This is a genomic window from Nocardia sp. NPDC060249, assembly GCF_042728755.1.
In the GTDB taxonomy this organism is placed as follows: Bacteria; Actinomycetota; Actinomycetes; order Mycobacteriales; family Mycobacteriaceae; genus Nocardia.
Genome location: NZ_JBHXAQ010000002.1, coordinates 229,414 through 252,917 on the forward strand (window position 1 = coordinate 229,414; position 23,504 = coordinate 252,917).

Below are 23,504 nucleotides of genomic sequence, written 5' to 3' on the forward strand. Positions count from 1 at the left end.
ACAGCGACCCGGGCGGCGCCGTTGCCGCTAGACCAGGCGCAGGCTGTCGATCATCTTCTTGGCCTGATCGGCGGTGAGTTCGCCGGAGGTACCGCGGTCGACGAGGATGGTCAGGACGAGGGTGGTATTGATGGCGTTGCGGAAGCCGAAGGTGTAGACGGAGTAGGCATTCGCGGTACAACCCGGGACCTGTGGGGTCCACGGGCCCGAGGTCTCGACGAATTGGCCGCTGATTCCGCTCTGGGTCTTCAGCGACGTCGGCGCGCTGATCTTTCCGCCGGTCGGATCCGAATACCCGCCTGCCGCCGCTATTTTCGCGACGCTCTTGGCGGCAGCCCCCAGTTCGGTCTCGGTCGTGGAGGTCACCGCGGCCATGGCGCGATACACCGAGCCGGGGCAGTAGTCGGCTCCCTCGGTCGCCTGGCCGCGACCGTCGATCGCGCCGGTCGCGTTGGAGAACGACATGGTGTCGCTCTCGGAGTGGACCGTCCACGCCGTCGGCACGTCGTAGGCGACGCGATAGCCGGCGATGAGCACGCCCTTCGAGCCCGGCGCGAGCGGTGCGGTACTGGTGCCCGACAGGGGTCCCGATTTCGTCGTGGTGGCGGACGTGCTCGCCGCGGTGGCGGACTCGTCCGAGGAGCTGGCGGCGATCCCGACAGCGACGGCGACCCCGATCACCAGCACGACGACCACCGCTATCACCGCGATGATCACACCCGAACCACCACCGCGCCGCGGCGGCGGCGAATATTGCTGGGGCGCAGGCGCATACCCGTAAGGCTGCTGGCCGTAACCCGGCTGTGGGGGGAACTGCCCCGACCCGTACGGCGGCTGGCCGATCCCGGGCTGGGATGCGTAGGGCTGCCCACCACCGGACTGCGCCGCATACGGGTGATTCGCTCCGGATTGCTGCCCATACGCGGGCTGCCCGCTACCTGGCTGGGCAGCATACGGATCCTGGCTCGCCCCGGGTGGCTGCCCATAGGTCTGCTGCCCGGTCCACGGCTGTCCGACCACGGTCGGCGGCGCGAACGGATGCTGCCCGCTTCCCGGCTGTCCCGCTCCGGGCTGCTGCCACTGCTGCCCGGTCCCGTGTTGCTGCCCGTACGGCTGCTCGCCCGTTCCCGGTGGAGCGAACGACTGCCCGAACACGGTGGGCGGCGCGATCGGGTGCTGTCCGCTCCCGGGGTGATTCGGTCCCGGCTGCGGGCCGTCTTGCGGTCGGGGGGCCGACTGCTCGGCCGAGTTGCCGGGCGAGCGCAGGATGGTGGGGTCGGCGGGGGCTTGTGCGGCGGGGTCAGGGGTGGGGCCTGACATTCCGGGCGCCTCCCACCACCGATCACTGTCGTTTGCCACGGCCCGTCCTTCCTCGCCATCTGCCTCCACGACCGTCGAGCGGGTCGTATCCGGTCAGATCCCCTCTCAGAGTAATGGCGAACCGTCGCCGCCGAGAACTCGAATCGAGTGTTCACGTGGCGTTCGGTCCGGCGGGAGCGCGACCGCGGGGTCAGTCCCCCGACCCGCCTGCGGTGATTCGATCGGCGGCGCTCACTGTCGCCGCGCCGAGCTCGCTCACGGCCTGGGCAGACAACCGACTATCGGGGCAGCTCACGACCGCGGCGACGACCGCACCGGTGCGGTCGCGGATCGGGGCGGACAGCGTGACGACGGCGTTCTCGGGGCCGAGTTCGTCGGGAAGGTAGTCGATGGTGATCAGCTCGGTGATGACGGAACCGAGTTGGGCGCGCAACGCGGCCGTGATCGGCGAATCACGCAGGCCCGCCAGCACTTCCAGCATCGGTGTCGAATCGTCGACCAGTCGTTCGACGGAGTAGCCGCGGGTCCGGATCTCGGCGAGTACGCGGGCGAGGCGGTCGCGGTGCGCGGGATCGGCGGTGGCGAGCCAGGCTTGCTGGACGGGTTCGGTTGCCCAGGCGATGAATTCGCGGCAGACGGGCGGTGCGAGCGGCAGGCGTCTGCCCGGACGGATCCAGCCGGCCGATGGATGCCCGATCACCTCGGTGACCACGATGCTGTCCCCGGCGCGCTCGGCGAGGAACACCGGTACACCCCTCTGCTCGGACAGGTCTCGCAGGTGTGGCACCGCGGTGCGGCGCAGCGGGAACGCCGCTTCGGCACGCCTGGCCACCGTCAGCAGCCGCAGCCCGATGCCGTAGCAGCCGTCGTTGTCGCGCACCGTCCAGCCATCGGCGGTGAGCTGGGCGAGGACGGCGTGCGCGGTGGCGCGCGACAGCCCCGCTTCGCGCACGATCCGAGCCAGCGACAGATGGTCGGTGGGATGTCGTGACAGCAGCTCGAGCACTTTCACCACGCGCTGTGTCGGCGGCGACGCGGCGCCGGGAATCTCGGCATCGCCCATCGAATCCGGGGTCACCTCTTGACCGGCACGCTCGGCCCGGCTTATCGTCGGTGTCACAATACCGAACAATAGCGTCGAATATTCGACATTGCAACCCGCCGGGGCAAGTTTCCCGGCGACTGCGCGAACGAAGTGGGTGAACAGTGCAGGCGGGGTACGAGTTATCGCATCTGGCGGCCTTGGAGGCCGAGTCGGTGCACATCTTCCGGGAGGTCGCGGCCACGCTCGCGCGACCGGCCCTGCTCTTTTCCGGCGGCAAGGATTCCGCGGTGCTGCTGCACCTGGCGCGACGCGCCTTCTGGCCCGCGCCGCTGCCGTTTCCGCTGCTGCACGTGGATACCGGCCACAACTTCGACGAGGTGATCGAGTTCCGCGACCGCACCGCCGAACGCACCGGTGCGCGCCTCGAGATCGCCCGGGTCCAGGACGACATCGACGCGGGTCGCGCGGTGGAACGCCCCGGCGGCACCCGCAACCCCTTGCAGACCACCACCTTGCTGCGCGCGATCGGTGAGCACCGGTTCGACGCGGCGTTCGGCGGCGCTCGCCGTGACGAGGAGAAGGCGCGCGCGAAGGAACGAGTGTTCAGCTTCCGCAACAGCTTCGGCGAATGGGACCCGCGAGCACAGCGGCCCGAGGTGTGGAACCTCTACAACGGCCGCCATCAGCCCGGCGAACACATCCGGGTGTTCCCGCTGTCGAACTGGACCGAACTCGACATCTGGGAGTACATCGACCGCGAAGCCGTCGAGCTGCCGTCGCTGTACTACGCGCACCGGCGTCAGGTCATCGAACGCGACGGAATGCTGTTGTCGGCCACCCGATTCATCACGCCGGCGGCCGGTGAGCACACGTTCGAAGCGACCGTCCGATTCCGCACGGTCGGCGACGCCACCTGCACCGGCTGCGTCGAGAGCACCGCCGACACCGCGGCGAAGGTGATCGCCGAGACCGCCGCCACCCGGCTCACCGAACGCGGCGCCACCCGGGCCGACGACCGGATCTCCGAGACCGGCATGGAAGACCGCAAGCGAGAGGGCTATTTCTGATGCGCCGCAACCTGTTACGACTGGCGACCGCGGGCAGCGTCGACGACGGCAAATCCACCCTCATCGGCCGGCTGCTCTACGACTCCAAAGCCCTGTTCGACGATCAACTCGCCGCTATCGAACGGGTCAGCACCGAACGCGGCGGCGCGGCGGCCGATCTCGCGTTGGTCACCGATGGTCTGCGCGCCGAACGCGAGCAGGGCATCACCATCGACGTCGCCTACCGCTACGTGACCACACCACGTCGCAAGTTCGTCATCGCCGACACCCCCGGGCACGTGCAGTACACCCGCAACATGGTGACCGGGGCCTCCACCGCGGACCTCGCGTTGATCCTGGTCGACGCCCGCACCGGCGTTTCCGAGCAGACCCGCAGGCACGCGTTCCTGGCGACGCTGCTCGGCGTTCCGCACCTGGTGGTGTGCGTGAACAAGATGGACCTGGTCGACTGGTCGCAGGAGCGTTTCGAGGAGATCCGCACCGAATTCGCCACGTTCGCCGCCAAATTGACGGTGGGCGATCTGAGTTTCGTGCCGGTGTCGGCGCTGCTCGGCGATAACGTGGTCGACGGTTCGGCGCACATGGACTGGTATCCGGGGCCGCCGTTGCTGCGCCATCTCGAGGACGTGCACATCGCCTCGGACCGCAACCTCATCGATGCCCGGCTGCCGATCCAGTACGTCATCCGGGCGCAGGAAGGCCTCGACCACCGCAGTTACGCGGGCACCATCGCGGGCGGCATCTTCAAGCCGGGCGACGAAGTGGTGGTGCTGCCCGCCGGGCGGTCCTCCCGTGTCAAGGAGATCTGGGGTCCGGGTGGCACGAAGGTCGACGAGGCGTTCACCGGCATGGCGGTCTCGCTGACGCTGGACGACGACATCGATGTCGGTCGCGGGGACCTGCTCGCCCGGCCGGGCAACCGTCCCCACATCGGCACCGACCTGGACGCGATGGTGTGCTGGTTCTCCGAGAGCGCCCAGTTGCGCGAGGGTGCCCAGTATTTGGTGCGCACCGCGGCGCAGACCTCGTCCGCGCAGGTCACGGCCATCGACTACCGACTCGACGTGAACACCCTGCACCGGGTCGAAGATGTCACCAGGTTGACGCTCAACGACATCGCGCGCATCCGTTTGCGCAGCCGCCACCCGCTGCTGTCGGACCCGTATCGGGAGAATCGGCGCACGGGCAGCTTCATCCTGATCGATCCGGTGACCGACCAAACGGTCGCCGCGGGAATGGTGACCGGCCGGGAATCCGGGACCGCGACCGGCGACAGCGAACGCGCGGCCCCGGCCGTGGTCTGGCATCGGTCGGCGGTCAGTCGCTCCGAGCGCGGGCAAGCGGGCGCGACGGTGTGGTTGACCGGCCTGTCCGGGTCGGGGAAGTCCACTCTGGCCGTCGAACTCGAGCGACAACTGGTCGCGGCCGGGCGTCCCGCCTACCTGCTCGACGGCGACAATCTGCGGCACGGTCTCAACGCGGGCCTGGGCTTCTCCCCCGCCGACCGGGACGAGAACGTTCGCCGCGTCGCCGAAGTCGCCGCTCTGTTCGCTGATTCGGGCGCGGTGGCGATCGTGTCGGTGATCAGCCCGTTCGCCGCGCAGCGTGCCGCTGCCCGGACCACCCATGCCGACCGCGAACTGCCGTTCCACGAAATCTTCGTCGACACCCCGCTCTCGGAGTGCGAGCGCCGCGACTCCAAGGGCCTCTACGCGAAAGCCCGTGCGGGCGAACTGCCCGGTTTCACCGGAATCGGCTCCCCTTACGAACGACCCGACCATGCTGACCTGGTCATCACTCCCGAACTCGGCTCACCTGCCGAGATCGCCGCCCACATCCTCCGAGAGCTAGGAATCGCAGACCGTTGACCCACTCCAGTACCGCCACCGAATCCGGTAGCAGCGCGCCACCGGAACCGCTCACCGCGCCCTTCCTCGCCGCGGTGGCCCAGGCCGAAACACTGATCGCCGGAGCGGAATTCGTCCGCAGCGATCAGGACCTCGCCGAGGGCTACGACTATCTCGCCGCCAGCGTCGCTGCCTGCCTGCGCCTGTCGGGCGCCCACGGTACGTCGCATCCCTACTTCGTGTCCTCGACCGGCCCGTACGCCAAAATGGGGTTGGACAACCCGGACACGCTCTACTATCACGCCACGATCGAGCCGACCGCCGAGTACCTGGTGAGCGGGGTGCGCGGCAGCACCGTCGACCTGAGTTTCCAGGTCCTCAAGGGTGACTACACCGCGACCGACGTGCCCGGCGGCGCCGACGCTTTCGACGACCGGCGCGTTCCGATCGCCGCCGACGGCAGCTTCTCGCTTCGCTTCGGACCGCCGAAAGCCGATGCCGGGCCGGACTACTTCCCGCTCGGGGAAGGCGCGTCCATGCTGGCCGTGCGCGAGGTCTACAGCGACTGGACCGAGCGCAAGGGCTCGATCCGGATCGAGCGCGTCGACACCATCGGCACCGCACCGGTCGAACCGGACCTGGCCCGGCTGCGCAAACGGTACGGCGCGGCGGCGAAGATGCTGCTCACCCGCGTGCACACCTGGTTCAACTTCCCGAAGTGGTTCTACCTCGATCTGCCGGTGAACACCCTCACCGCGCCCCGGCTCACACCCGGTGGACTGAGCACCCAGTATTCCTCCGTGGGCCATTTCGATCTGGCCGACGATCAGGCACTGGTGATCACCGTCCCGAAATCCGATGCGCCGTATCAGGGCTTTCAACTGGGCAGTCTCTGGTACATCTCGCTGGACTACGTCAACCACCAGACCAGCCTCAATCACGCTCAGGCCCAGGTGGATTCGGATGGTCTGATCCGGATGGTGGTGAGCAAGCAGGACCCGGGCATCGCGAACTGGATCGAGACGACCGGTCGCACCCGCGGCATTCTGCAGTTCCGGTGGCAGCGCACCGATCGGCCGATGACCGAGGCCGATGGCCCGGCGGTCGAGGTCGTGCCGATCGACGCAGTCGCACAACACCTTCCGCACTTCGAACACAACCGGATCGACGCCGCGGGCTGGCGCGACCGGATCTCGGCCCGGCAGCGGGCCTTCGGCGAAAGGATGCTCGGATGAGCGGGGCACTGTTGGACGGCAAAGTCGTCGTCGTTTCCGGCGTCGGTCCGGGACTGGGCCGGTCGATCTGTCTGGAGGCGGCCGCGGCAGGAGCGACGGTCGTGCTCGCGGCCCGCACCGAATCCCGCCTGCTCGAGGTCGCCGCCGAGATCGAGGCCGCCGGGGGCGCCACGTTGAGCGTGCCCACCGACATCACCGACGAGGCCGCGGTACAGAATCTCGTCGCACGTACGGTCGACACCTTCGGCCGGGTCGACGCGCTCGTGAACAACGCGTTCTCGGTGCCCTCGATGAAGCCCCTCGACCGCACCGATTTCGACCACATCCGGTCGAGCCTGGATATGACGGTGCTCGGCGGTCTGCGGATGACGCAGGGGTTCGCGCCAGCGCTCGCCGAGGCCAAAGGCGCTGTGGTGATGATCAATTCGATGGTCGTGCGCCATTCCGAGCCGCGCTATGGCAGCTACAAACTCACCAAGGCCGCGCTGCTGGCCATGTCGCAGACCTTGGCCACCGAACTCGGCGGCAAGGGCGTGCGGGTCAACAGCGTGCTGCCCGGCTACATCTGGACCGATCAGCTGAAGTGGTATTTCGGTCAGGTCGCCGAGAAGTACGGCATCACCGTCGAGCAGGTCTACGAGCAGACCGCGTCGAAATCCGATCTGAAGCGGTTGCCCGAACCCGACGAAATCGCCCGTGCCGTCGTGTTTCTCGCCTCCGACTGGTCGTCGGCGATCACCGGTCAGACCCTCGACGTCAACTGCGGCGAATACCACAACTAGGAGCTTGTACAAGATGACTGTGCGCACCGATGTCGGCACCGTGGCCGACCTGCACGCCTCAGCCACCAAACTCACCGGTCTCACCGATTTCGGGGCCGACGACTACACCGAGGCGTTGCAGGTGCTGCTCGACTCGTATCGCGACGAGGCCGGGCTCACCGAGCTCGGCTCCAAGATGTCGCGCTTCTTCCTGCGGGGAACGCTGGTCGCCCGTGCGCTGAGCGAAGCGGCGTGGGCGGCGAATCCCGGCTATGTCGAAACACCGGTCACCCGGCCGATTTTCGTCACCGGCCTGCCCCGGACCGGCACCACCGCGCTGCACCGGCTGCTGGCCGCCGATCCGGCCAACCAGGGGCTGCAGATGTGGCTGACCGACTTCCCGCAGCCGCGACCACCGCGCGAGACCTGGGACGACAATCCCGCCTACCAGCAGATCGACGCGGGCCTGCGACAGCATCAGGTGCAGAACCCCGAGTTCATGGGCCTGCACTACATGAGCGCCTCCGACGTGGAGGAATGCTGGCAGCTACTGCGTCAGTCGGGCATGTCGCATTCCTACGAATGCCTGGCCTATGTACCGGGCTACGCGCAATGGCTGTCAGGTCAGGATTGGACGCCGGCCTACGCACGGCACCGCCGCAACCTGCAGCTGATCGGCATGAACGACACCCGTCGCTGGGTGCTCAAGAATCCCAGCCATCTGTTCTGCATGGACGCCCTGTTGGCGACCTATCCCGATGCCATCGTCATCCAGACCCATCGTGACCCCGCCACCATCATCCCGTCGGTCTGCAGCCTCAACGAACACGCCACCCGAGGCTGGTCGACGGTCTTCACCGGCGAGACCATCGGCCGCACCCAGCTCGACCTCTGGGCGCGTGGCCTCTCCGAGTTCACCGCCGCCCGCACCCGCCATCCCGAGGCCACCTTCATCGACATCGACTTCGACGACCTGCGCACCGACCCTCTCGGCGTGGTCGACCGCATCTACACCCGAACCGGCACCACCCTGACCCCCGAGGCCAGAACAGCCATCACCACACTCGATCACGAAAGCCGCACGGGCGACCGCAAAGCCACCCACCACTATTCCCTCGCCGACTACGGGTTGTCCGAGGAGATGGTCGCCGAACGTTTCCAACGCTGACGTCTCCCCTGCCCGCACGGTTCAGCCGTGCGGGCAGCGCCGACGTTCACTCCCCTGTCTGCGCCGAATCCAGGGCCGCCAGCAAGGCCAGGCCGCGGGGTGAGATCCGGTAGCCGGTGCCCAGGCTGATGGTCAGGCCGAGGTTCTTCAGCTTGCGCACGTTGAGTTTGAAGCGGTGCGGGTCGCGCCCGAGTTCCTCGGCCAGATCGGGGGCCCGGGTCGCGGGACGCCGCTGGATGATTCGGAGGGTGTCGTGGGTCCACGGGCCCTCGGCATCGGTCCGGTCCATGCGTGCGAGGCGGGCCGTCAGAGCCGTGGCATCGTCGATCCGGTCGTCGGCGGCCAGCACATCGCGCGGATCCTCGTCGGTGAGACAGCGGATCCGGAGCAGATAGATCGGGTCGTTCTCGGCACCCCTGAGATCGGCGACCACGTCGGCGGGCGCGTCATAGCCTGCGGCGCGCGCGTCCTCGATGCGGATCTGATCGGCGGTGACCGTCGACAGCTGGTCGACGGCGATGCGCCCCGCACCGGTGCGGTAGACCTTGCCCTCGGTGGCCTGCCGGTGACGCCACCGGCGAAAGAGCACCGTCACCGCCCCGCTGCGGATCCCGGCCCAGCGCTGCTTCTCGATCAGCATGCGAGGACCTGCTGCGGTGCGGCCCGGGCGGGGTGGATCGTGGTCGGTCCGTCCTCGATCATTCCGTCAGGCTATCGCGCGCGGCGCCGATGCACCCGCCCGCACGGATGCCGTTGGTATGCCATTCGCCGTCCGGGTAGGTGATGTAGAGCGGGCCCAGATTGCACGGGTTGAGGCAGCCGGTCGGGGTGATCAGGGCGCCCGGGTGGTCGTGGCGCAGAGTCCGGTGCAGCTCGCCCGCGCCGTACACGGTGCAGCGGGGGCCTCGACAGACCAGGATGTGGGAGGTGTGGTCGGGGATTTCGGACCAGGCCGGGCTGCGGAAGGCCCGCGGGCTCGCCGTCGCCGGTGCGCCGTCCTCGGACATCCTGGAACGCACCAGATCGGCGAATCCGGCGGCGGTGTCGATGCCGTCGGTGATTCGCACGTCGAGGTCGATCCCGCGCGTCTCCTTCCAATTCGCTACCGCTCGCGCGATCCAGGTCTCGAGGTAGCGGTCGCGTGGCACGGCGAGCGGGATCAGCGTGACCGGCGATTCGTCGCGGGCGGCGGCGTCCAGGGCGGTGTGGATGGTCGGCTCTTCTTGGTCGAGTAGCGCGTAGCCGACTCCGCAGGCCGCGGCCAGGGCCGCGACGGCGGGGAGGTCGACGCCCGACGGAGTCGGGCGGGCGACGAGGACGTACCGGCGGGTCATGCGGTGCGCACCGTTCGCGGGGCCGGAATCACCAGCGGTGTGCCCGTCATCGGGTCTTCGATCACCGTGCAGTCGATGCCGAAGACTTCCGACACCAGCTCGGGACGCACGATCTCGGCGGGCGACCCTTGAGCGACCACGCGGCCGTCCTGGACGGCGACGAGATGGTCGGCGTAGCGGGCGGCGAGGTTGAGGTCGTGCAGGACCACGATGATGGTGCGCGGCAACAGGTTTCGCAGGACGTCGAGCACGTCGAGTTGGTGTGCCAGGTCGAGGAAGGTCGTCGGTTCGTCGAGCAGCATCACCTCGGGGTCCTGCGCCAACGCGAGCGCGATCCACACCCGTTGTTTCTGACCGCCGGAGAGTTGATCCACCGATCGGTCGATCAACTCGAGAGTGTCGGTGGCCACCAGCGCTTTTCGCACCGCCTCACCGTCCTGTGCCGACCATTGACGAAACCAGCGTTGGTGCGGATGACGGCCGCGGCCGACGAGTTCACCCACGGTGATGCTGTCGGGAGCGACGGGTTGTTGCGGCAACATGCCGAGCCGGCGGGCGACGGTGCGCGCGGGCTGCGGTGCGATATCGGCGCCGTCGAGCAGGACCGCGCCCGCGGTCGGCGCGATCAGCCGGGCCAGGCCACGCAGCAGGGTCGATTTGCCGCAGCCGTTGCGGCCGACGATGACGGTGATCGCACCGGTCGGGAAGTCGACGGTGGCGTCGGTGACGATCGCGGTGTCGCCGTAGCCGAGGGTGAGCCCCTCGGTGGTCAGGTGTGCGGTCATCCAGCGTGTCCGATCCGGGTTGCACGGGCGAGGAGGTAGACGAGAACGGGAGCGCCGAGAATGGCGGTCACCACCCCGACAGGAAGTTCCGCCGGGAACAGCCGCCGGGCGGCCAGGTCGGCGGCGACCACCAGCAGTGCCCCGGTGACAGCCGCGGGCACGAGCCCGGCACTGCGTCCGGCCAGCAGCCGGCGCGCGATCTGCGGCGCCACCAAGGCGACGAAACTGATCGGCCCGGCCGCGGCCGTCGCCAGGGTCGCGGCGGCGGCCGCGACGACGATCAGCGCGATGCGGTGCGGGCCGCGCCGACCGGCCAGCGAATTCGCCAGTTCGTCACCCATTTCCAGCAGCGGCAACGAGCGAGCGAGAACGATCAGCGTGGGCACGACCACCACCAGCGCCGCCGCGGCGAACCCGACGTGGCTCCACTGGCGATTGGCCAAGCTGCCCGTGAGCCACATGGCAGCCGTGTGCGCCTGATAGTTGTCGGCGATGGTCAGGATGAACGCGATAGCCGAGGACAGCATCGTCGTGACGCCGATGCCGACGAGCACGAGCCGATAGCCGTCGAGCCCGTCCTTGGTGGCCACGGCCACGATCAGCGCCATGGCCACCGCGGCGCCGATCACCGCACCGCCCACCAATCCCAGTCCGGCGCCACCGAGCAACACGCTCACCACCAACGCGCCCAGCGAGGCGCCCGCGTTGATCCCGATGATCTCGGGACTCACCAGCGGATTGGTCGCGATCCGTTGCAGGATCGCCCCCGATATCGCGAAGGCCGCGCCGACACACAGCCCGGTGAGCACGCGCGGCAACCGATCGGCCACCACCACGTCGTACTCGATGAGCGTGCCGCCGCCACCGAGGACCCGCACCACGTCGGCGACCGTGAGCGGGTAGTACCCGATGGTGAGTGACCACGCCGCCACCACCAGCGCGGCCGCCGTGATCAGCACGGTCACGACCGCGGCTCGTTTCCCGACCCGAAAGACGATGCGCCGGTCGGGTGTTCGCAGCAACAGCGTCCCGCTGGGCAGCACGCCGCGCTCGGTGCCCGTCACAGGGTGGCCACCTTTCGATTCCGCACGAGATAGAGAAAGAACGGCGAGCCCGCGAAGGCGGTGATGATGCCGACCTGGATTTCCTGTGGCCGCGCCAGCATCCGTCCGAGAATGTCGGCCACCAACAGCAGCGTCGGGCCCAGGAGCACACACCAGAGCAGAATCCACCGGTAGTCGTGTCCGGCGAAGAATCGGGCGATGTGCGGGATCACCAAGCCGATGAAGGCGATCGGTCCGGCGATGGCCACCGCCGAGCCCGCGAGCAGCACCACACTCACGGCACCGGTAGCGCGCGTCGCGACCAACCGGGTCCCGAGCGTGCGTGCCATGTCGTCACCGATCGCGACGGCGTTCAGCGGCCGGGCCACCACGACCGCCAGTACCAACCCCACCGCGATGAACGGTGCTGTCTGCCACACGGACTCGATATCGGCGCGAGCCAACGAGCCGACCACCCAGAACCGGAAATTGTCGAACAGGGCCCGGTCGAGCAGGGTGATCGCCGTGGTGATCGACCCACACAGCGCGGTGCAGGCAGCGCCCGCAAGTGCCAGTTTCACCGGGGTCGCGCCACCGAACCCCAACGAGCCCAGCGTGTAGACGAACGCGGCGGCGATCGCGGCACCGAGGAAGCCGAACCAGATGAATCCGCCCGTCGCCGTGAGGCCGAGCGCACCCATCGCGATCACGATCGCCAGCGACGCGCCGGCGTTGACGCCGAGCAGGCCGGGGCCGGCCAGCGGGTTGCGAGTGAGCCCTTGCATCACCGCGCCCGCCAGCGCCAACGCGGCACCGGCGAGCAGTCCCGCGACCGTTCTGGGCAGTCTGATGTAGCGCACGACCCGGTCGGTGTCGGTCCCCTGGAAATCGGTGAACGCGACCACGGCCTGGTCGAGGGTGAGCGGGTGCGAACCGATCAGGATGGACGCGACGCAGACAGCCACCAGCGCGGCGCCGGCCAGGATCGGACCGGCGCCGCGGGCGGTGCGCGTCACCGCCGGAACAGCTCGGGATGGATCAACGCGGCGACCAGTTCGGTCGAGTGCGCGATCCGCACCCCCGCCGCCCGGTCGGCGAACAGGAACGGGTGCACCGTCGCGTTCCGCACGGCCGCCAGATTCGCGAACGCCGGGTTGCCGACGATCTTGTCGACTTGGGGCTGAGCGTCGGCGCGCGTATAGGTCGCCTTGCAGCACAGGCTGGTCAGGATGATGTCGGGGTCACGGGCGATGAGCTCTTCCGCGCCGACGGGCACGTTGCGCTTCGCGGTGAGATCGGCGAAAGCATTCACTCCACCGGCGGCCTCGATGATCTGGGTGATGAAGTCGATGCCGCCTGCCACAGTGTAGGAGCCGTCGTCTTTGGGAGTGACGACCGCGACCCGCGGCTTCGCCGCGTTGCCGACCTTCGCCCGGACCGCCTCGATGCGCGAACTCAGCTGCGTGACAACTTCTTCGGCGCGCTCGGAGGCGCCCCACAGGGCACCGAGGTCGCGCAGGTCGGCGTACACGTTGTCGAAGCGCACCGTATCGGGGTCGATCGCCTCATCGGCGAGTCCGTCGGCGCTCGGGCACAGCGGACTCAGCACCCAGGTGCGCACACCCAACTCGTGCAGGCTCGCCCTGGTGCCGACGCTGTTCTGCGCCGAGGAGGCGAACACCCCGTTGAAACCCGACATGACGAAGTCGGGTCGCTGGGCCAGCAGTTCGTCGCGGCTGGGCAGCTTCTCGACGTACGGTGCGCGCGCCTGCGCGTCGACGTATTCCGTGAGCACGGCGGAGTCCAGGAATGCGGTGCCGACCAGCCGGTCGGTGACACCGAGCGCGTGCGCGATCTCGATCGACGGCTGGTAGGCCGCGTAGATCCGCTGCGGTGGGCCGGCGACGCCGACGTCGATCCCACAGTTCACGCGGGTGACAACAGCGGCGCCATCCGCGTCGGAGACGGGTTGCACACCACAACCGGTGACAACAATCGTGCAGGCGAGCAACGCGCCAGAACGTAGGCGCGCGAAAACAGAGCGGGTCAAGAGACGGCCTTCCAGGTCCTCGTGGAACGGGGGTACTGCGTAGCCGTGGCCGGTCTCCTGGCTGACGGGATACTGCGCGGTGAATCCACCTTCCCAGGGCAGGTGCCCCAGTGGCTCCGGATGACAGACGTCGTCCGGATCGATTCACAACTCCCGATCACAGTGGCGAGGGCCGCACCGGTTCTCCACCGGTTTCCCGAACACCACGGCTGGTGAACTGTAGCAACGCCGGTTCTATCGAGGAGTCGGCGCCGGTGCTCGAGCGCGGCGCCGGGTCCGATCCACAGCCGACTCCCAGCTCGGTCCCACCGGGCTCGACGGTTACGTCGCGAAGATTCAGCTATCGGCCGAGCACTTCGGCCGACCGGCGATCTCGGTGAGATCGAAATCAGGAGGAACGCGCATGAGAATGAAGTCGACAGTGGCCAAGACCGCGGTGGCGGGCACTCTCGCTCTCGGGGTACTGGGTGCCACGGCGGGTGTGGCGAGCGCGGATCCGGGTGGGCACGACCAGCAGCGACCCGAGCAGGGTCAGGAACACCGGCCGCAGCAACAGCCGGAGCAGCACCGCGACCAAGCGCCGCAGCACGGCTTCTGGTTCTTCGGCACCTGGGTTCCGCTGCCCTGAACCCCACCGCGGGCCCGGCGCTCACCGGGTCCGCGGTACTCGTCTCTGCGAGTTACGCTGCAGGACTTAGCTATCCAGCTCGCAAACCCCCATCCGTGCCGACGCCGGTGACGAATGGAGTACAGGCGGGTCGGCACGGTATAACCGGTACCATTCACTCCCCTGAAGCCGACCCGCCTGCTTTTCACCGGCGCCCATCGGAGGTGGCGGCCGGGTTGGTGGCATCGCGGATCACGCGCAGGCCGGTGATCAGACCGTCGAGTTGAGTGGGGGTCAGCTGACCGGTGAGCCATTGTTCGAGGGCGGCGAGATAGTCGGGCAGGACCTCCTCGAGGCGGCGGATGCCCGAATCGGTCAAGGCCGCGTAGGCACTGCGCCGATCAGCCGGGTCGAGTTGACGCTCGACCAGCCCCGCGGTGGCCAGCCGGTCGACCAGACGGGTGACGCCACTGGTCGAGAGCTCGGTTTGGGTGGCCAGATCCGACATCCGCAGGCGACAATCCGGCGAGCGACTCAGCCGCAGTAGGGCATTGAGGTCGAGGCCGGACAGGCCGTGCGCTTTCCAGGTCGGCTCAAGTTTGGCGATGAGGCCGTTGTGCGCCTCGAAGAGCAGGCCGGAGATGGTGAAGCGGGGGTCGTCGAACAGCTCGCGCACGGACATAACGCCAGCATAGCTGATATTTGCCACGCGGATAGTTGACATGAGGAATACCTACGAGTAAACCTATGCGTAGACATTATTCCGCACAGCAAATATCGGAGAGATCATGCAGAACACCACGTGGGTAGCCGGCTTCCGGACCGGTGTCATCGACCCGAACGAGCAGATCAAGCTCGCCGAATCACGCGAGTTCAGTAACGAGACCGTGCGCCACGTCCTGCGCCTGGCAGGCGGCGGCCAGGCGGTGCGCGTGCGGTTGACCAACCGCTACGGCGCCGGACCTGTGCGGATCGGCGCCACCCGGCTCGCCCGGCGCAAGACCGGTTCGGCGATCGGCACGGATCGCGAGGTCACCTTCGGCGGCGCGGCGGACGTCACCATCGACGCCGGCGCCGACCTCGTGAGCGATCCGATCGATCTGGCGGTCGACGCGGGCGAAGACCTGCTGCTCAGCCTGTACATCCCGGGGCCGACCGGCCTTGCCACCTTCTCTCATCAACCCGGTGAGATCGCCTACATCGTCACCGGCGACCACACCGCGGACGTGGAACTCCTCGGTGCGCACGAGGTTCCGTTCCGCTTCTTCGTCACCGGGATCGACGTGCTCGTCGCCGATCCGGCACCGGTCGCCGTCGCGTTCGGCGATTCCTGGTTCGAAGGCGTCGGCACCACGCTGAGCGCCAATCGCCGCTCGGTCGACGTTCTCAACGCCCGCCTCACCGAGGGGTGGGTGGTCAACAACGGCATCGCCGGCAATCGCCTCACGGCCGAGGAGATCGGCGAATCCGGTGTACGCCGTTTCGACGCCGACGCCCTGCGCGTCCCCGGTGTCACCGACATCCTCGTCAATTTCGGGATCAACGACCTCATCCTCGGCGCGATGGGCGGCCAGCGGTCGGCGACCACCGAGGAATTGATCGCCGGTTTCACCGACCTGGCCGATCGCGCCCACGCCGCCGGATTGCGCATCCACGCCGCCACCATCGGCCCCTACGCCGGCTGCGTCTACCCCGGCATGCCCCTGCTGGAAACCCAGCCGACACGCCACGCCGTCAACGAATGGCTGCGCACCGCCGACGTCTTCGATTCGGTCTTCGACGTCGATCGCGCCGTGGCCGACCCCCACCGTCCCGACTACATCCGCCCCGAGTTCGACAGCGGTGACGGCATGCACCTCAACGACGCGGGCGCTGCGGCGATGGCAGCCACCGTCGACCTCACCGCTCTCTTCCACTGACCCATCGGATTTCAGCGCGCGTCGCCCGGAAGCTGTGTTCTGGCGAATCGGGCGTACCAAGCGACTAGGGCCGGGTCGTCGACGGCGCCGGGATCCACGACGGTCGTGGGATCGGCGCCCTGGAGGAGCTTCTTGATCGGGACTTCCAGCTTCTTGCCGGTGCGGGTTCGGGGGATGCCGGGGGCGGCGATGATGTCGTCCGGGACGTGGCGCGGGGAAGTCCGGGTGCGGATGATCGCGCGGATTCGGGCGGTCAGGTCGTCGGTGAGGGTGACGCCCTCGGCGAGAACGACGAACAGGGGCATCCAGTAGCCGCCATCGGGTTGCTCCGCGCCGATCACCAGGGAGTCGGCGACGTCCGGGAGCTGTTCCACCGCTTGGCAGATGTCGGCGCTGCCCATCCGGATGCCGTGGCGGTTGAGGGTGGAGTCGGAGCGACCGTGGACGATCACGCTGCCGTGCTCGGTACGGGTGATCCAGTCGCCGTGGCGCCACACACCGGGGAAGGTGTCGAAATAGGCCGCGTGGTACCGCGTTCCGTCCGGATCGCCCCAGAAGCCCACGGGCATGGAGGGCATGGGCTCGGTGATGACGAGTTCGCCGACCTCGCCGTGCACCGGGTTGCCCTGTTCGTCCCAGGCTTCGAGGGCAACACCCAGGTAAGGGGCGGACAGCTCACCGGGACGGACCGGGACGGTTCGCGCACCACCCGCGAAGGCCGAGACCACGTCGGTACCGCCGCTGATCGACGCGACCGGAATGTGCGCACCGACGTTGTCGCGCAACCAGATCGATGACGACGGGGGCAGCGCTGACCCGGTGACACCGATCAGGCGCAAGGCCGTCAGGTCGTGGTCGCACCGCGGCACCACACCGGCCTTCGCGCAGGCCTGCACATAGCCGGGGCTGGTGCCGAGAACTGTCGCGCCGACTCGAGCGGCGATGTCCCACAGCGCATCCGGGGCCGGATAGCTCGGGCTGCCCGCGTAGCAGACGATGGTCGCGCCGACCAGGAGACCGGCGACCTGGAAGTTCCACATCATCCAACTCGGGCTGGTGTACCAGAGAAAGGTGTCGTCGGCACCGATATCGGACTGCAGCGCCATCGCTTTCAGGTGCTCGACAAGCACCCCGCCGTGACCGTGGACGATGCCCTTGGGCAGACCTGTCGTACCCGACGAGTACAGCACCCACAGCGGATGATCGAATCCCACCTCGACCGTCGAGAGCGTGGATCGATCGCCACCAGCAGTGACATCGGCCCAGCTCAGCGTGCCGGGAAGGCGCTCCTGCGAGACCACGACGGTCGCCACCACCGTCGGCAGACCGGCACGCAGTTCGGCGATCTCGTCGGATCGCCGGTGGTGCTTGCCTGCGTAGCGGTAACCGGCACACGTCACCAGCACCACCGGCTCGAGCTGCCCGAGCCGGTCCAGCGCCGCCTTCGCCGAGTAGTCCTGCCCGCACGCGCTCCACACAGCGCCGATGCAGGCGGTCGCCAGGAAGGCGATCACCGCCTCGGAGATGTTCGGCAGGTAACCGGCGACCCGGTCTCCTGACCGAACACCCAAGCCGCGCAGCGTGTGCGCGAATGCCGCCACCTGGTTCAGCAGCTGGTCCCACGACAACTCGCTGACCGACCCGTCCTCCGCCACCGACACGATCGCGGGACGATCGGGACGGGCCTGCCGGATCACCTGGTCGACATAGTTCAGCCGAACCTCGGGAAACCATCGCGCCCCCGGCATTTCCGAGGAGGTCAGCACCGCACCGGGGCGGTCACCGAGTGCGAAGTAGTCCCACACCGAACCCCAGAATCCGTCCAGATCATCGACCGACCACTGCCACAGCGCGTGGTAGTCGGGCACCGCGACGGTGTGCCGCTCGGCCACGAACCGCGCGAAATCGGTGATCCGAGCTCGGGCGATGTCGTTGTCGTCGGGCACCCACTGCGGTGCCGCTGCCACCGCGGTCATCGGGCGCTCCACCCGCCGTCCATGACGTAGGACGAGCCGGTGACCATGCCCGCGGCGTCGGAGGCGAGCCATCCGACCAGCGCCGCGACCTCGTGCGGCTCGATCAGCCGTTTGATCGCGCTCTCGGTGAGCAGCACCTTCTCCAGCACCTCCTGCGCATCGATCCCGTGCGCGGCTGCCTGCTCGGCGATCTGCTTGTCCACCAGAGGGGTTCGCACATAGCCGGGGTTGACACAGTTGCTGGTGACCCCGTGCGGGCCGCCTTCGAGCGCGGTCACCTTCGACAGCCCTTCCAGCCCGTGTTTGGCCGTCACATACGCGACCTTGAACGGGGAGGCGCGGATCCCGTGCACCGAGGAGATGTTCACGATCCGGCCGAAACCCTGCGCGTACATGTATGGGAGGGCAGCGCGGATGAGCAGGAACGGCGCTTCGACCATCAGCGTCTGCATGGTGCGGAACCGGTGGGGCGCGAAATCCTCGATGGGGCTCACGCTTTGCACGCCCGCGTTGTTGACGAGGATGTCGGTCTCGAGCCGCAATTCGGCCAGCGCCTCGACCTCGATGAGGTCGACACTCCACGCGTGCCCGCCGATGTCGTGCGCGACCGCCTTCGCAGCGACGCCGTCGATGTCGGCGACGGTGACCTCGGCGCCGCGCGCGGCCAGCTCCCGCGCGCACGCGGCGCCGATGCCGCTCGCCCCGCCGGTGACCAATGCCCGTCTTCCCGTGAGCTCGGTCATGCGGCAACAGCTTTCGTGGCAGAGGCGTCGGCGAGGTCGACAGATTCGAGGTCGATGCCGCGGGTCTCCTTCGCACACACCACCGCGATCACGGTGACGGCCGCCGCGAACGCCAGGTACCAGGCGATCGGGACCGACGAGCCGAACTCGTCGAGCAGCTTGACCGCGATGATCGGCGCCAGCGAGCCCGCCACGATCGAGGTGACCTGGTAGCCCAGCGACACACCGGAGTAGCGCATCCGGGTCGGGAACATCTCGGCCATGATGGCCGGCTGACCGGCGTACATGAATCCGTGGAACACCAGTCCGATGATGATGGCGGACAGGATGATCACGCTGTTGCCGCTGTCCATCATCGGGAAGGCGAAGAAGCCCCAGGTGGCCGCGGCGACCGCGCCGGCCAGGTAGACCGGGCGGCGCCCGATCCGGTCACCGAGCCTGCCCGCCACCGGAATCACCATCATGTGCACGGCGTGGGCGATCAGCAGCCACCACAGAATCGTCGTGGTGTCGGCGTGCACGTGGACCTTGAGATAGGTGATCGAGAACGTGACGACCAGGTAGTACATGATGTTCTCGCCGAAGCGCAGACCCATCGCGGTGAACACGCCGCGCGGGTACTTGCGCAGCACCTCGAACGGGCTGAACGCGGCGGCCTTGGCCTGGTCCATCTCCTGCTGCGCGGCCACGAAGATCGGGGCGTCGGTCACTTTGGTGCGCACGTAGTAGCCGACCAGCACGACCACCGCCGACAGCCAGAACGCCACGCGCCAGCCCCAGCTCAGGAACGCCGCGTCCGACAGGGTCGAGGTCAGCACCAGCAGCACGATCGTGGCGAGCAGATTGCCCGCGGGCACACCGGCCTGCGGCCAGCTCGACCAGAATCCGCGACTGCGGCTCGGGCTGTGTTCGGCGACCAGCAGCACCGCGCCGCCCCATTCGCCGCCGATCGCGAAGCCCTGGACGAAGCGCAGGATCACCAGCATCGCCGGTGCCCAATAGCCGATCTGGGCGAAAGTCGGCAGACAGCCCATCAGGAAGGTCGCCGCCCCGACGAGCACCAAACTCACCTGCAACAACTGCTTGCGGCCGTATCGGTCACCGAAGTAGCCGAAGACGATGCCGCCGAGTGGACGGGCCGCGAAACCGACGGCGTAGGTGACGAATGCGGCCAGGATCGCGTCGAGGTCGCTGGTGTCCTTGGAGAAGAACACCTTGCTGAACACCAGGGTCGCGGCGGTGCCGTAGAGGAAGAATTCGTACCATTCGACGACGGTGCCCGCCATCGAGGCGGCCACCACCCGCCGCAATCCGCTGGGGGCTTCGTCCGGGTCGTCACCGGTCGGTCGTATCGCGTTCCGCACGCTCATCGCACTACTCCTTCGATGTTCCAGGTCACATCACGGCGTCAGTGTGATGCGGCCCACAAGCTGTGAGGAGAGTATTCGTGCAGATCCATCTCGGTGACAATGGCCAGTTTCGCAGCAGCAATCTGCGAAACTGCACATGTGAGTCATTCTTCGTCGACTTCGGGGCGCAGGCCGAGCGCTGATGATTTGCTGGTGCTCCTCGCGGTCGGCCGGTCGGGGCGCTATATCACCGCCGCCGAAGAGCTCGGCATCAACCACACGACGATCTCGCGCCGCATCGCCGCCCTCGAACACGCCATGGGCGGACGGGTGCTGACCCGGGTCACCGGCGGCTGGGAGCTCACCGATCTGGGCCGCGAGGCGCTGACGGCGGCCGAAGCCGTCGAGGCCGCCGTCCGATCCCTGGGCGCGAGCGCGGGCGAACGCACACTCGAGGGCGTGGTGCGGATTTCGGCGACCGACGGTTTCAGCGCCTACCTCGCTCCGCCGTCGGCGGTGCGCGTGCAGCGCAGACATCCGGGCGTGGCCGTCGACATCATCGCCGCGACCCGGCGAGCATCCACCCAGCGAACCGGCCTCGATATCGAGGTGGTGGTCGGCAAACCGCAGGTCCACCGCGCCGAAGCGATCGAACTCGGCGACTACTGCCTTCGCCTCTACGCCTCCCGCGACTACCTCGCCGAACACGGCGTCCCAACCACCGTCGCCGAACTCACCCGCCATCCGCTGGTCTACTTCATCGAATCCATCCTCCAGGTCGACGACCTCGATCTGGCCCTCGCCTTCGCCCCCACCCTGCGCCGATCCGTCTCCTCGACCAATGTCTTCGTCCACGTGGAAGCCACCAGGGCCGCCGCGGGTATCGGGCTACTCCCTTGCTTCATGGCCGACCGGCACGCCGACCTCGTCCGGGTCCTGCCCGACGAGGTTCGCGTCCAACTCACCTACTGGCTCGTCGCCCGGCCCGAAACCTTGCGCCGCCCCGAAGTCGCGGCGGTCGTCGAGGCACTGCGGGCCACGGTCCGCGAACGCCGTGCGGAGCTACTCGGCGACCGCGCAGCGCCCTTGCCGATACAGCGGCAAGTCGATGTGCGCGGCGCCGAGTAGACCGGGTTGCCGTTGCGTGGGTCTCAGTCGGCGGCTGCCGCCGACGGCTGCGGCGAAGGCAACGCGAAGCAGAGCGCCGCACTCGCCACCAGCGCTGCGATGATCGTCAGAGCGCACGCCGTCAGAGCGCTGCGGTAGCCGTCACTGGCGGCTACCCCGAAGAAGATCGCGCTCAGGGACGCGACACCCACTGCGCCGCCGAACTGTTGGCCGGTGGTCCAGATTCCCGACGCCGACCCCGCGTATCGCGTCGGCACCGTCGACAGGAACAAGGTCGTCAACGGAGGCTGCACCAGGTTGATGCCGACGCCGACGACGAACAACCCCGGCGCGAGCAGCCACGGGTTGACATCGGTGGTCGCGGTCAGTGCCGCGCCGAGCACCGCCAAGGTGCCGACGGCGCCGAAAAGGGTACCGGCGACGACAGCGTAGCGGCCGAACTGCATGGTGAGCCGTCCCACCAGCGGGGCGACCGCCAGTCCGCCGACGGAGAACGCGACGGTCACGACGCCTGCTCGCAGCGCGGTGTAGCCCTGGCCCTCCTGGAGCCAGAGAACGAAGACGAGCAAGAATCCGCTGAAGGCGGCGAAGGCGACCAGCTGAACGACCAGGGCGACACTGCTGATGCGCGCGCGAAGCAGCTCCAGCGGCAGGAGCGCGCCGGCCCGGCCGACGGCATCGCGATTCTCGACGATGGCGACAAGTGCCACCGCGGCGATGCCCGCCACCAGCAACAACCAGATCCACGGCGCCCAGTCGTAGGTGCGGCCTTCCAGCAGCGGGAACACGATGGCGACCAAGCCGGCGGTCAGGCCGACCGCGGCGAGCCATCGTGGCCGCAGCGCGCCTTCGGCACGGTTCTCCGGAACCAGCCAGGCGCCGAGTCCGAGCAGGATCACCGCCGCCGGGACGCTGACCCAGAAGATCGCACGCCAGCCGAGACCAGCGACATCCGCGGTGACGAGCACGCCACCGAGCAGTAGCCCCCCGGCCTGCGCGAGTCCGGCGACCACACCGAATATGCCCAGGACAGTGGCGCGCTCGGGTCCGCGGAACAGGACGAACAAGCTGGACAGCACCTGCGGCGCCAGGATCGCCGCGGCCGCGCCCTGGGCGGCGCGACTGGCGATCAGTTCGCTCGGGCTGTTCGCGAGGGCCGACCAGGCCCCGGAGAGCGCGAACAGCGCCAAGCCGGCGAGGAACACCCGTTTGCGACCCCATAGGTCGCCCAGCCGGGCGGCGGTGATCAGCGCTGCCGCGAAGGCCAGCAGATAGGCCGTCGCGATCCAGCCGACCTGGGACGGAGTTCCCCCGAGGTCGGCCTGGATCGCCGGCAGGCCGACGTTGACGATGGTGACGTTCAGCAGGTCGAGGGTGAATCCAAGGACGAGCACGACCATCGCGGCCCAGCGCCGCGGATACACCGCTTCGGTCGCGTCGTCTCGGGTGGAAGTCGATGTGCTCATCAGCTGTAGCTCCCTGCGCGGCTGGGTGTCCGGTGTGTGGTCATCAATTGCTCCGGCCTCGACGCCGTCATCGCCACGTGGTCCGACCCGTCGCCGACCAGACCGTGGCGGCGCAGAATCGCGTGCACTGTCGACACGGCCGGGACACGGACCGATCCGGCTCGCAGCAGATGCGTCCGAATTCTGCGGGCCCCCCACTGCGGCCGGTCCAGCCGGACGCGCACCACCACGGCTTCGATGTCGGCCGACGTCTGGGCGGGAAAACTCTTCGGGCGGCGCGACCTCGGCGCCAATCCCGCCACACCGTGTTCGCGGTAGCGCGCGAGATAGCTGTAGTAGGTCTTGCGCGAGATGTTGTATCGCCGGCACACCTCGGTCACCGTCAACCCGTTTCGGCCGGGCGCCCGCAGGATCTCGAGCCACGGGTCGGCCTCGAGACCGACCACGGAGCCACGTTCGTTCGGCGGACGGGTGCCGCCCCGCCGAACATGCTGGCGAGCAAGCGGATCGAGCCTGTCTCCTGGGGGTTGCAGCATAGATTTCTCCCGACGTGGAACAGAGCAATTGAACTTGCTGGTTCACTTTAATGTCCTCGCATACACCTCGCAACTCGGTATATGGAAATGAACCCACGAGGCAACTTCGACCTCGATTGCGCTAT

22 protein-coding genes and 1 riboswitch are annotated in these 23,504 nt (G+C 68.2%); of the genes, 8 read left to right on the forward strand and 14 right to left on the reverse strand.

Going from position 1 to position 23,504, the window contains the following annotated elements; all coding sequences use genetic code 11:
* Positions 1-27: 27 nt before the first annotated feature.
* Together ACFWFP_RS08645 and ACFWFP_RS08650 are read right to left on the reverse strand one after the other, a co-directional pair.
* On the reverse strand, positions 28-1,359 hold the full coding sequence (locus tag ACFWFP_RS08645; protein ID WP_379294097.1) for a hypothetical protein: 1,332 nt from the start codon (positions 1,357-1,359) through the stop codon (positions 28-30).
* A 151-nt stretch (positions 1,360-1,510) separates the two neighbouring features.
* Positions 1,511-2,440, reverse strand: a complete 930-nt coding sequence (locus ACFWFP_RS08650; RefSeq protein ID WP_379294098.1) for an IclR family transcriptional regulator — start codon at positions 2,438-2,440, stop codon at positions 1,511-1,513.
* Positions 2,441-2,526: 86 nt separating this feature from the next.
* Here ACFWFP_RS08650 and cysD point away from each other — a divergent pair, with 86 nt between their 5' ends.
* Genes cysD through ACFWFP_RS08675 form a run of 5 tightly spaced genes read left to right on the forward strand, consistent with a single transcriptional unit; the run spans position 2,527 to position 8,443 of the window.
* Positions 2,527-3,432 (forward strand): sulfate adenylyltransferase subunit CysD, encoded by a 906-nt coding sequence (cysD, locus tag ACFWFP_RS08655; RefSeq protein ID WP_379294099.1) that lies wholly within the window; start codon positions 2,527-2,529, stop codon positions 3,430-3,432.
* A complete protein-coding gene (gene cysC, locus ACFWFP_RS08660; protein ID WP_379294100.1) occupies positions 3,432-5,300 on the forward strand; it encodes an adenylyl-sulfate kinase in 1,869 nt (622 codons plus the stop codon). The genes cysD and cysC overlap by 1 nt, the downstream gene beginning before the upstream one ends.
* Positions 5,297-6,514 carry a hypothetical protein gene (locus ACFWFP_RS08665; RefSeq protein WP_379294101.1) on the forward strand — a complete coding sequence of 406 codons (1,218 nt, stop codon included), beginning with the start codon at positions 5,297-5,299 and terminating at the stop codon, positions 6,512-6,514. Before cysC ends, ACFWFP_RS08665 begins: the two co-directional genes overlap by 4 nt.
* Positions 6,511-7,296 carry an SDR family oxidoreductase gene (locus ACFWFP_RS08670; RefSeq protein WP_379294102.1) on the forward strand — a complete coding sequence of 262 codons (786 nt, stop codon included), beginning with the start codon at positions 6,511-6,513 and terminating at the stop codon, positions 7,294-7,296. Before ACFWFP_RS08665 ends, ACFWFP_RS08670 begins: the two co-directional genes overlap by 4 nt.
* A gap of 13 nt (positions 7,297-7,309) precedes the next feature.
* A complete protein-coding gene (locus ACFWFP_RS08675) occupies positions 7,310-8,443 on the forward strand; it encodes a sulfotransferase family protein (RefSeq protein ID WP_379294103.1) in 1,134 nt (377 codons plus the stop codon).
* A 46-nt stretch (positions 8,444-8,489) separates the two neighbouring features.
* On the opposite strand, the gene ACFWFP_RS08680 is transcribed toward ACFWFP_RS08675, so the two are convergent.
* Genes ACFWFP_RS08680 through ACFWFP_RS08705 form a run of 6 tightly spaced genes read right to left on the reverse strand, consistent with a single transcriptional unit; the run spans position 8,490 to position 13,580 of the window.
* Complete coding sequence (locus tag ACFWFP_RS08680; protein WP_379294105.1) at positions 8,490-9,083, reverse strand: hypothetical protein; 594 nt, start codon at positions 9,081-9,083, stop codon at positions 8,490-8,492.
* Between the two features lie 58 nt (positions 9,084-9,141).
* On the reverse strand, positions 9,142-9,777 hold the full coding sequence (locus ACFWFP_RS08685; protein WP_379294106.1) for a (2Fe-2S) ferredoxin domain-containing protein: 636 nt from the start codon (positions 9,775-9,777) through the stop codon (positions 9,142-9,144).
* Positions 9,774-10,562 carry an ABC transporter ATP-binding protein gene (locus ACFWFP_RS08690; protein ID WP_364400003.1) on the reverse strand — a complete coding sequence of 263 codons (789 nt, stop codon included), beginning with the start codon at positions 10,560-10,562 and terminating at the stop codon, positions 9,774-9,776. The genes ACFWFP_RS08685 and ACFWFP_RS08690 overlap by 4 nt, the downstream gene beginning before the upstream one ends.
* Positions 10,559-11,626, reverse strand: coding sequence for a FecCD family ABC transporter permease (locus ACFWFP_RS08695; protein ID WP_379294107.1), 1,068 nt, complete (start codon positions 11,624-11,626; stop codon positions 10,559-10,561). Before ACFWFP_RS08695 ends, ACFWFP_RS08690 begins: the two co-directional genes overlap by 4 nt.
* Positions 11,623-12,621, reverse strand: a complete 999-nt coding sequence (locus ACFWFP_RS08700; protein WP_379294108.1) for a FecCD family ABC transporter permease — start codon at positions 12,619-12,621, stop codon at positions 11,623-11,625. The genes ACFWFP_RS08695 and ACFWFP_RS08700 overlap by 4 nt, the downstream gene beginning before the upstream one ends.
* A complete protein-coding gene (locus ACFWFP_RS08705; RefSeq protein WP_379294109.1) occupies positions 12,618-13,580 on the reverse strand; it encodes an ABC transporter substrate-binding protein in 963 nt (320 codons plus the stop codon). The genes ACFWFP_RS08700 and ACFWFP_RS08705 overlap by 4 nt, the downstream gene beginning before the upstream one ends.
* 104 nt (positions 13,581-13,684) lie before the next feature.
* Positions 13,685-13,878, reverse strand: a riboswitch (cobalamin riboswitch).
* A gap of 180 nt (positions 13,879-14,058) precedes the next feature.
* On the opposite strand from ACFWFP_RS08705, the gene ACFWFP_RS08710 reads away from it, so the two are divergent.
* A complete protein-coding gene (locus ACFWFP_RS08710) occupies positions 14,059-14,283 on the forward strand; it encodes a hypothetical protein (protein ID WP_379294110.1) in 225 nt (74 codons plus the stop codon).
* Positions 14,284-14,467: 184 nt separating this feature from the next.
* Here ACFWFP_RS08710 and ACFWFP_RS08715 read toward each other — a convergent pair whose 3' ends face one another.
* Positions 14,468-14,944: a MarR family winged helix-turn-helix transcriptional regulator gene (locus ACFWFP_RS08715; RefSeq protein WP_379294111.1), complete on the reverse strand. Its 477-nt coding sequence runs from the start codon at positions 14,942-14,944 to the stop codon at positions 14,468-14,470.
* Positions 14,945-15,050: 106 nt separating this feature from the next.
* On the opposite strand from ACFWFP_RS08715, the gene ACFWFP_RS08720 reads away from it, so the two are divergent.
* The gene (locus ACFWFP_RS08720) at positions 15,051-16,181 is read left to right on the forward strand and encodes a GDSL-type esterase/lipase family protein (RefSeq protein WP_379294112.1); all 1,131 of its coding nucleotides are present in this window, start codon (positions 15,051-15,053) and stop codon (positions 16,179-16,181) included.
* Positions 16,182-16,192: 11 nt separating this feature from the next.
* Here the strand turns inward: ACFWFP_RS08720 and ACFWFP_RS08725 are convergent, their stop codons facing one another.
* The 3 genes from ACFWFP_RS08725 to ACFWFP_RS08735 are packed head-to-tail and all read right to left on the reverse strand — an operon-like array spanning position 16,193 to position 20,270.
* A complete protein-coding gene (locus ACFWFP_RS08725; protein WP_379294113.1) occupies positions 16,193-18,157 on the reverse strand; it encodes an acetoacetate--CoA ligase in 1,965 nt (654 codons plus the stop codon).
* On the reverse strand, positions 18,154-18,900 hold the full coding sequence (locus ACFWFP_RS08730; protein ID WP_379294114.1) for a 3-hydroxybutyrate dehydrogenase: 747 nt from the start codon (positions 18,898-18,900) through the stop codon (positions 18,154-18,156). Before ACFWFP_RS08730 ends, ACFWFP_RS08725 begins: the two co-directional genes overlap by 4 nt.
* Positions 18,897-20,270, reverse strand: coding sequence for an MFS transporter (locus ACFWFP_RS08735; RefSeq protein ID WP_379294115.1), 1,374 nt, complete (start codon positions 20,268-20,270; stop codon positions 18,897-18,899). Before ACFWFP_RS08735 ends, ACFWFP_RS08730 begins: the two co-directional genes overlap by 4 nt.
* Positions 20,271-20,369: 99 nt before the next feature.
* Here ACFWFP_RS08735 and ACFWFP_RS08740 point away from each other — a divergent pair, with 99 nt between their 5' ends.
* Positions 20,370-21,377: a LysR family transcriptional regulator gene (locus ACFWFP_RS08740; RefSeq protein WP_379294116.1), complete on the forward strand. Its 1,008-nt coding sequence runs from the start codon at positions 20,370-20,372 to the stop codon at positions 21,375-21,377.
* A 23-nt stretch (positions 21,378-21,400) separates the two neighbouring features.
* Here ACFWFP_RS08740 and ACFWFP_RS08745 read toward each other — a convergent pair whose 3' ends face one another.
* Both ACFWFP_RS08745 and ACFWFP_RS08750 read right to left on the reverse strand, forming a co-directional pair.
* A complete protein-coding gene (locus tag ACFWFP_RS08745; protein WP_379294117.1) occupies positions 21,401-22,843 on the reverse strand; it encodes an MFS transporter in 1,443 nt (480 codons plus the stop codon).
* Positions 22,843-23,289 (reverse strand): helix-turn-helix domain-containing protein, encoded by a 447-nt coding sequence (locus tag ACFWFP_RS08750; protein WP_379294118.1) that lies wholly within the window; start codon positions 23,287-23,289, stop codon positions 22,843-22,845. The genes ACFWFP_RS08745 and ACFWFP_RS08750 overlap by 1 nt, the downstream gene beginning before the upstream one ends.
* Positions 23,290-23,504 lie beyond the last annotated feature (215 nt).

What these genes read in the sequence shown, in the direction of transcription:
- cysC (WP_379294100.1), top strand. Translation starts at nt 3,432, where the DNA reads ATGCGCCGCAACCTGTTACGACTGGCGACCGCGGGCAGCGTCGACGAC.
- ACFWFP_RS08670 (WP_379294102.1), top strand. Translation starts at nt 6,511, where the DNA reads ATGAGCGGGGCACTGTTGGACGGCAAAGTCGTCGTCGTTTCCGGCGTC.
- ACFWFP_RS08675 (WP_379294103.1), top strand. Translation starts at nt 7,310, where the DNA reads ATGACTGTGCGCACCGATGTCGGCACCGTGGCCGACCTGCACGCCTCA.
- ACFWFP_RS08680 (WP_379294105.1), bottom strand. Translation starts at nt 9,083, where the DNA reads ATGCTGATCGAGAAGCAGCGCTGGGCCGGGATCCGCAGCGGGGCGGTG.
- ACFWFP_RS08685 (WP_379294106.1), bottom strand. Translation starts at nt 9,777, where the DNA reads ATGACCCGCCGGTACGTCCTCGTCGCCCGCCCGACTCCGTCGGGCGTC.
- ACFWFP_RS08690 (WP_364400003.1), bottom strand. Translation starts at nt 10,562, where the DNA reads ATGACCGCACACCTGACCACCGAGGGGCTCACCCTCGGCTACGGCGAC.
- ACFWFP_RS08710 (WP_379294110.1), top strand. Translation starts at nt 14,059, where the DNA reads ATGAGAATGAAGTCGACAGTGGCCAAGACCGCGGTGGCGGGCACTCTC.
- ACFWFP_RS08715 (WP_379294111.1), bottom strand. Translation starts at nt 14,944, where the DNA reads ATGTCCGTGCGCGAGCTGTTCGACGACCCCCGCTTCACCATCTCCGGC.
- ACFWFP_RS08720 (WP_379294112.1), top strand. Translation starts at nt 15,051, where the DNA reads ATGCAGAACACCACGTGGGTAGCCGGCTTCCGGACCGGTGTCATCGAC.
- ACFWFP_RS08725 (WP_379294113.1), bottom strand. Translation starts at nt 18,157, where the DNA reads ATGACCGCGGTGGCAGCGGCACCGCAGTGGGTGCCCGACGACAACGAC.
- ACFWFP_RS08730 (WP_379294114.1), bottom strand. Translation starts at nt 18,900, where the DNA reads ATGACCGAGCTCACGGGAAGACGGGCATTGGTCACCGGCGGGGCGAGC.
- ACFWFP_RS08735 (WP_379294115.1), bottom strand. Translation starts at nt 20,270, where the DNA reads ATGAGCGTGCGGAACGCGATACGACCGACCGGTGACGACCCGGACGAA.
- ACFWFP_RS08740 (WP_379294116.1), top strand. Translation starts at nt 20,370, where the DNA reads ATGGCCAGTTTCGCAGCAGCAATCTGCGAAACTGCACATGTGAGTCAT.
- ACFWFP_RS08745 (WP_379294117.1), bottom strand. Translation starts at nt 22,843, where the DNA reads ATGAGCACATCGACTTCCACCCGAGACGACGCGACCGAAGCGGTGTAT.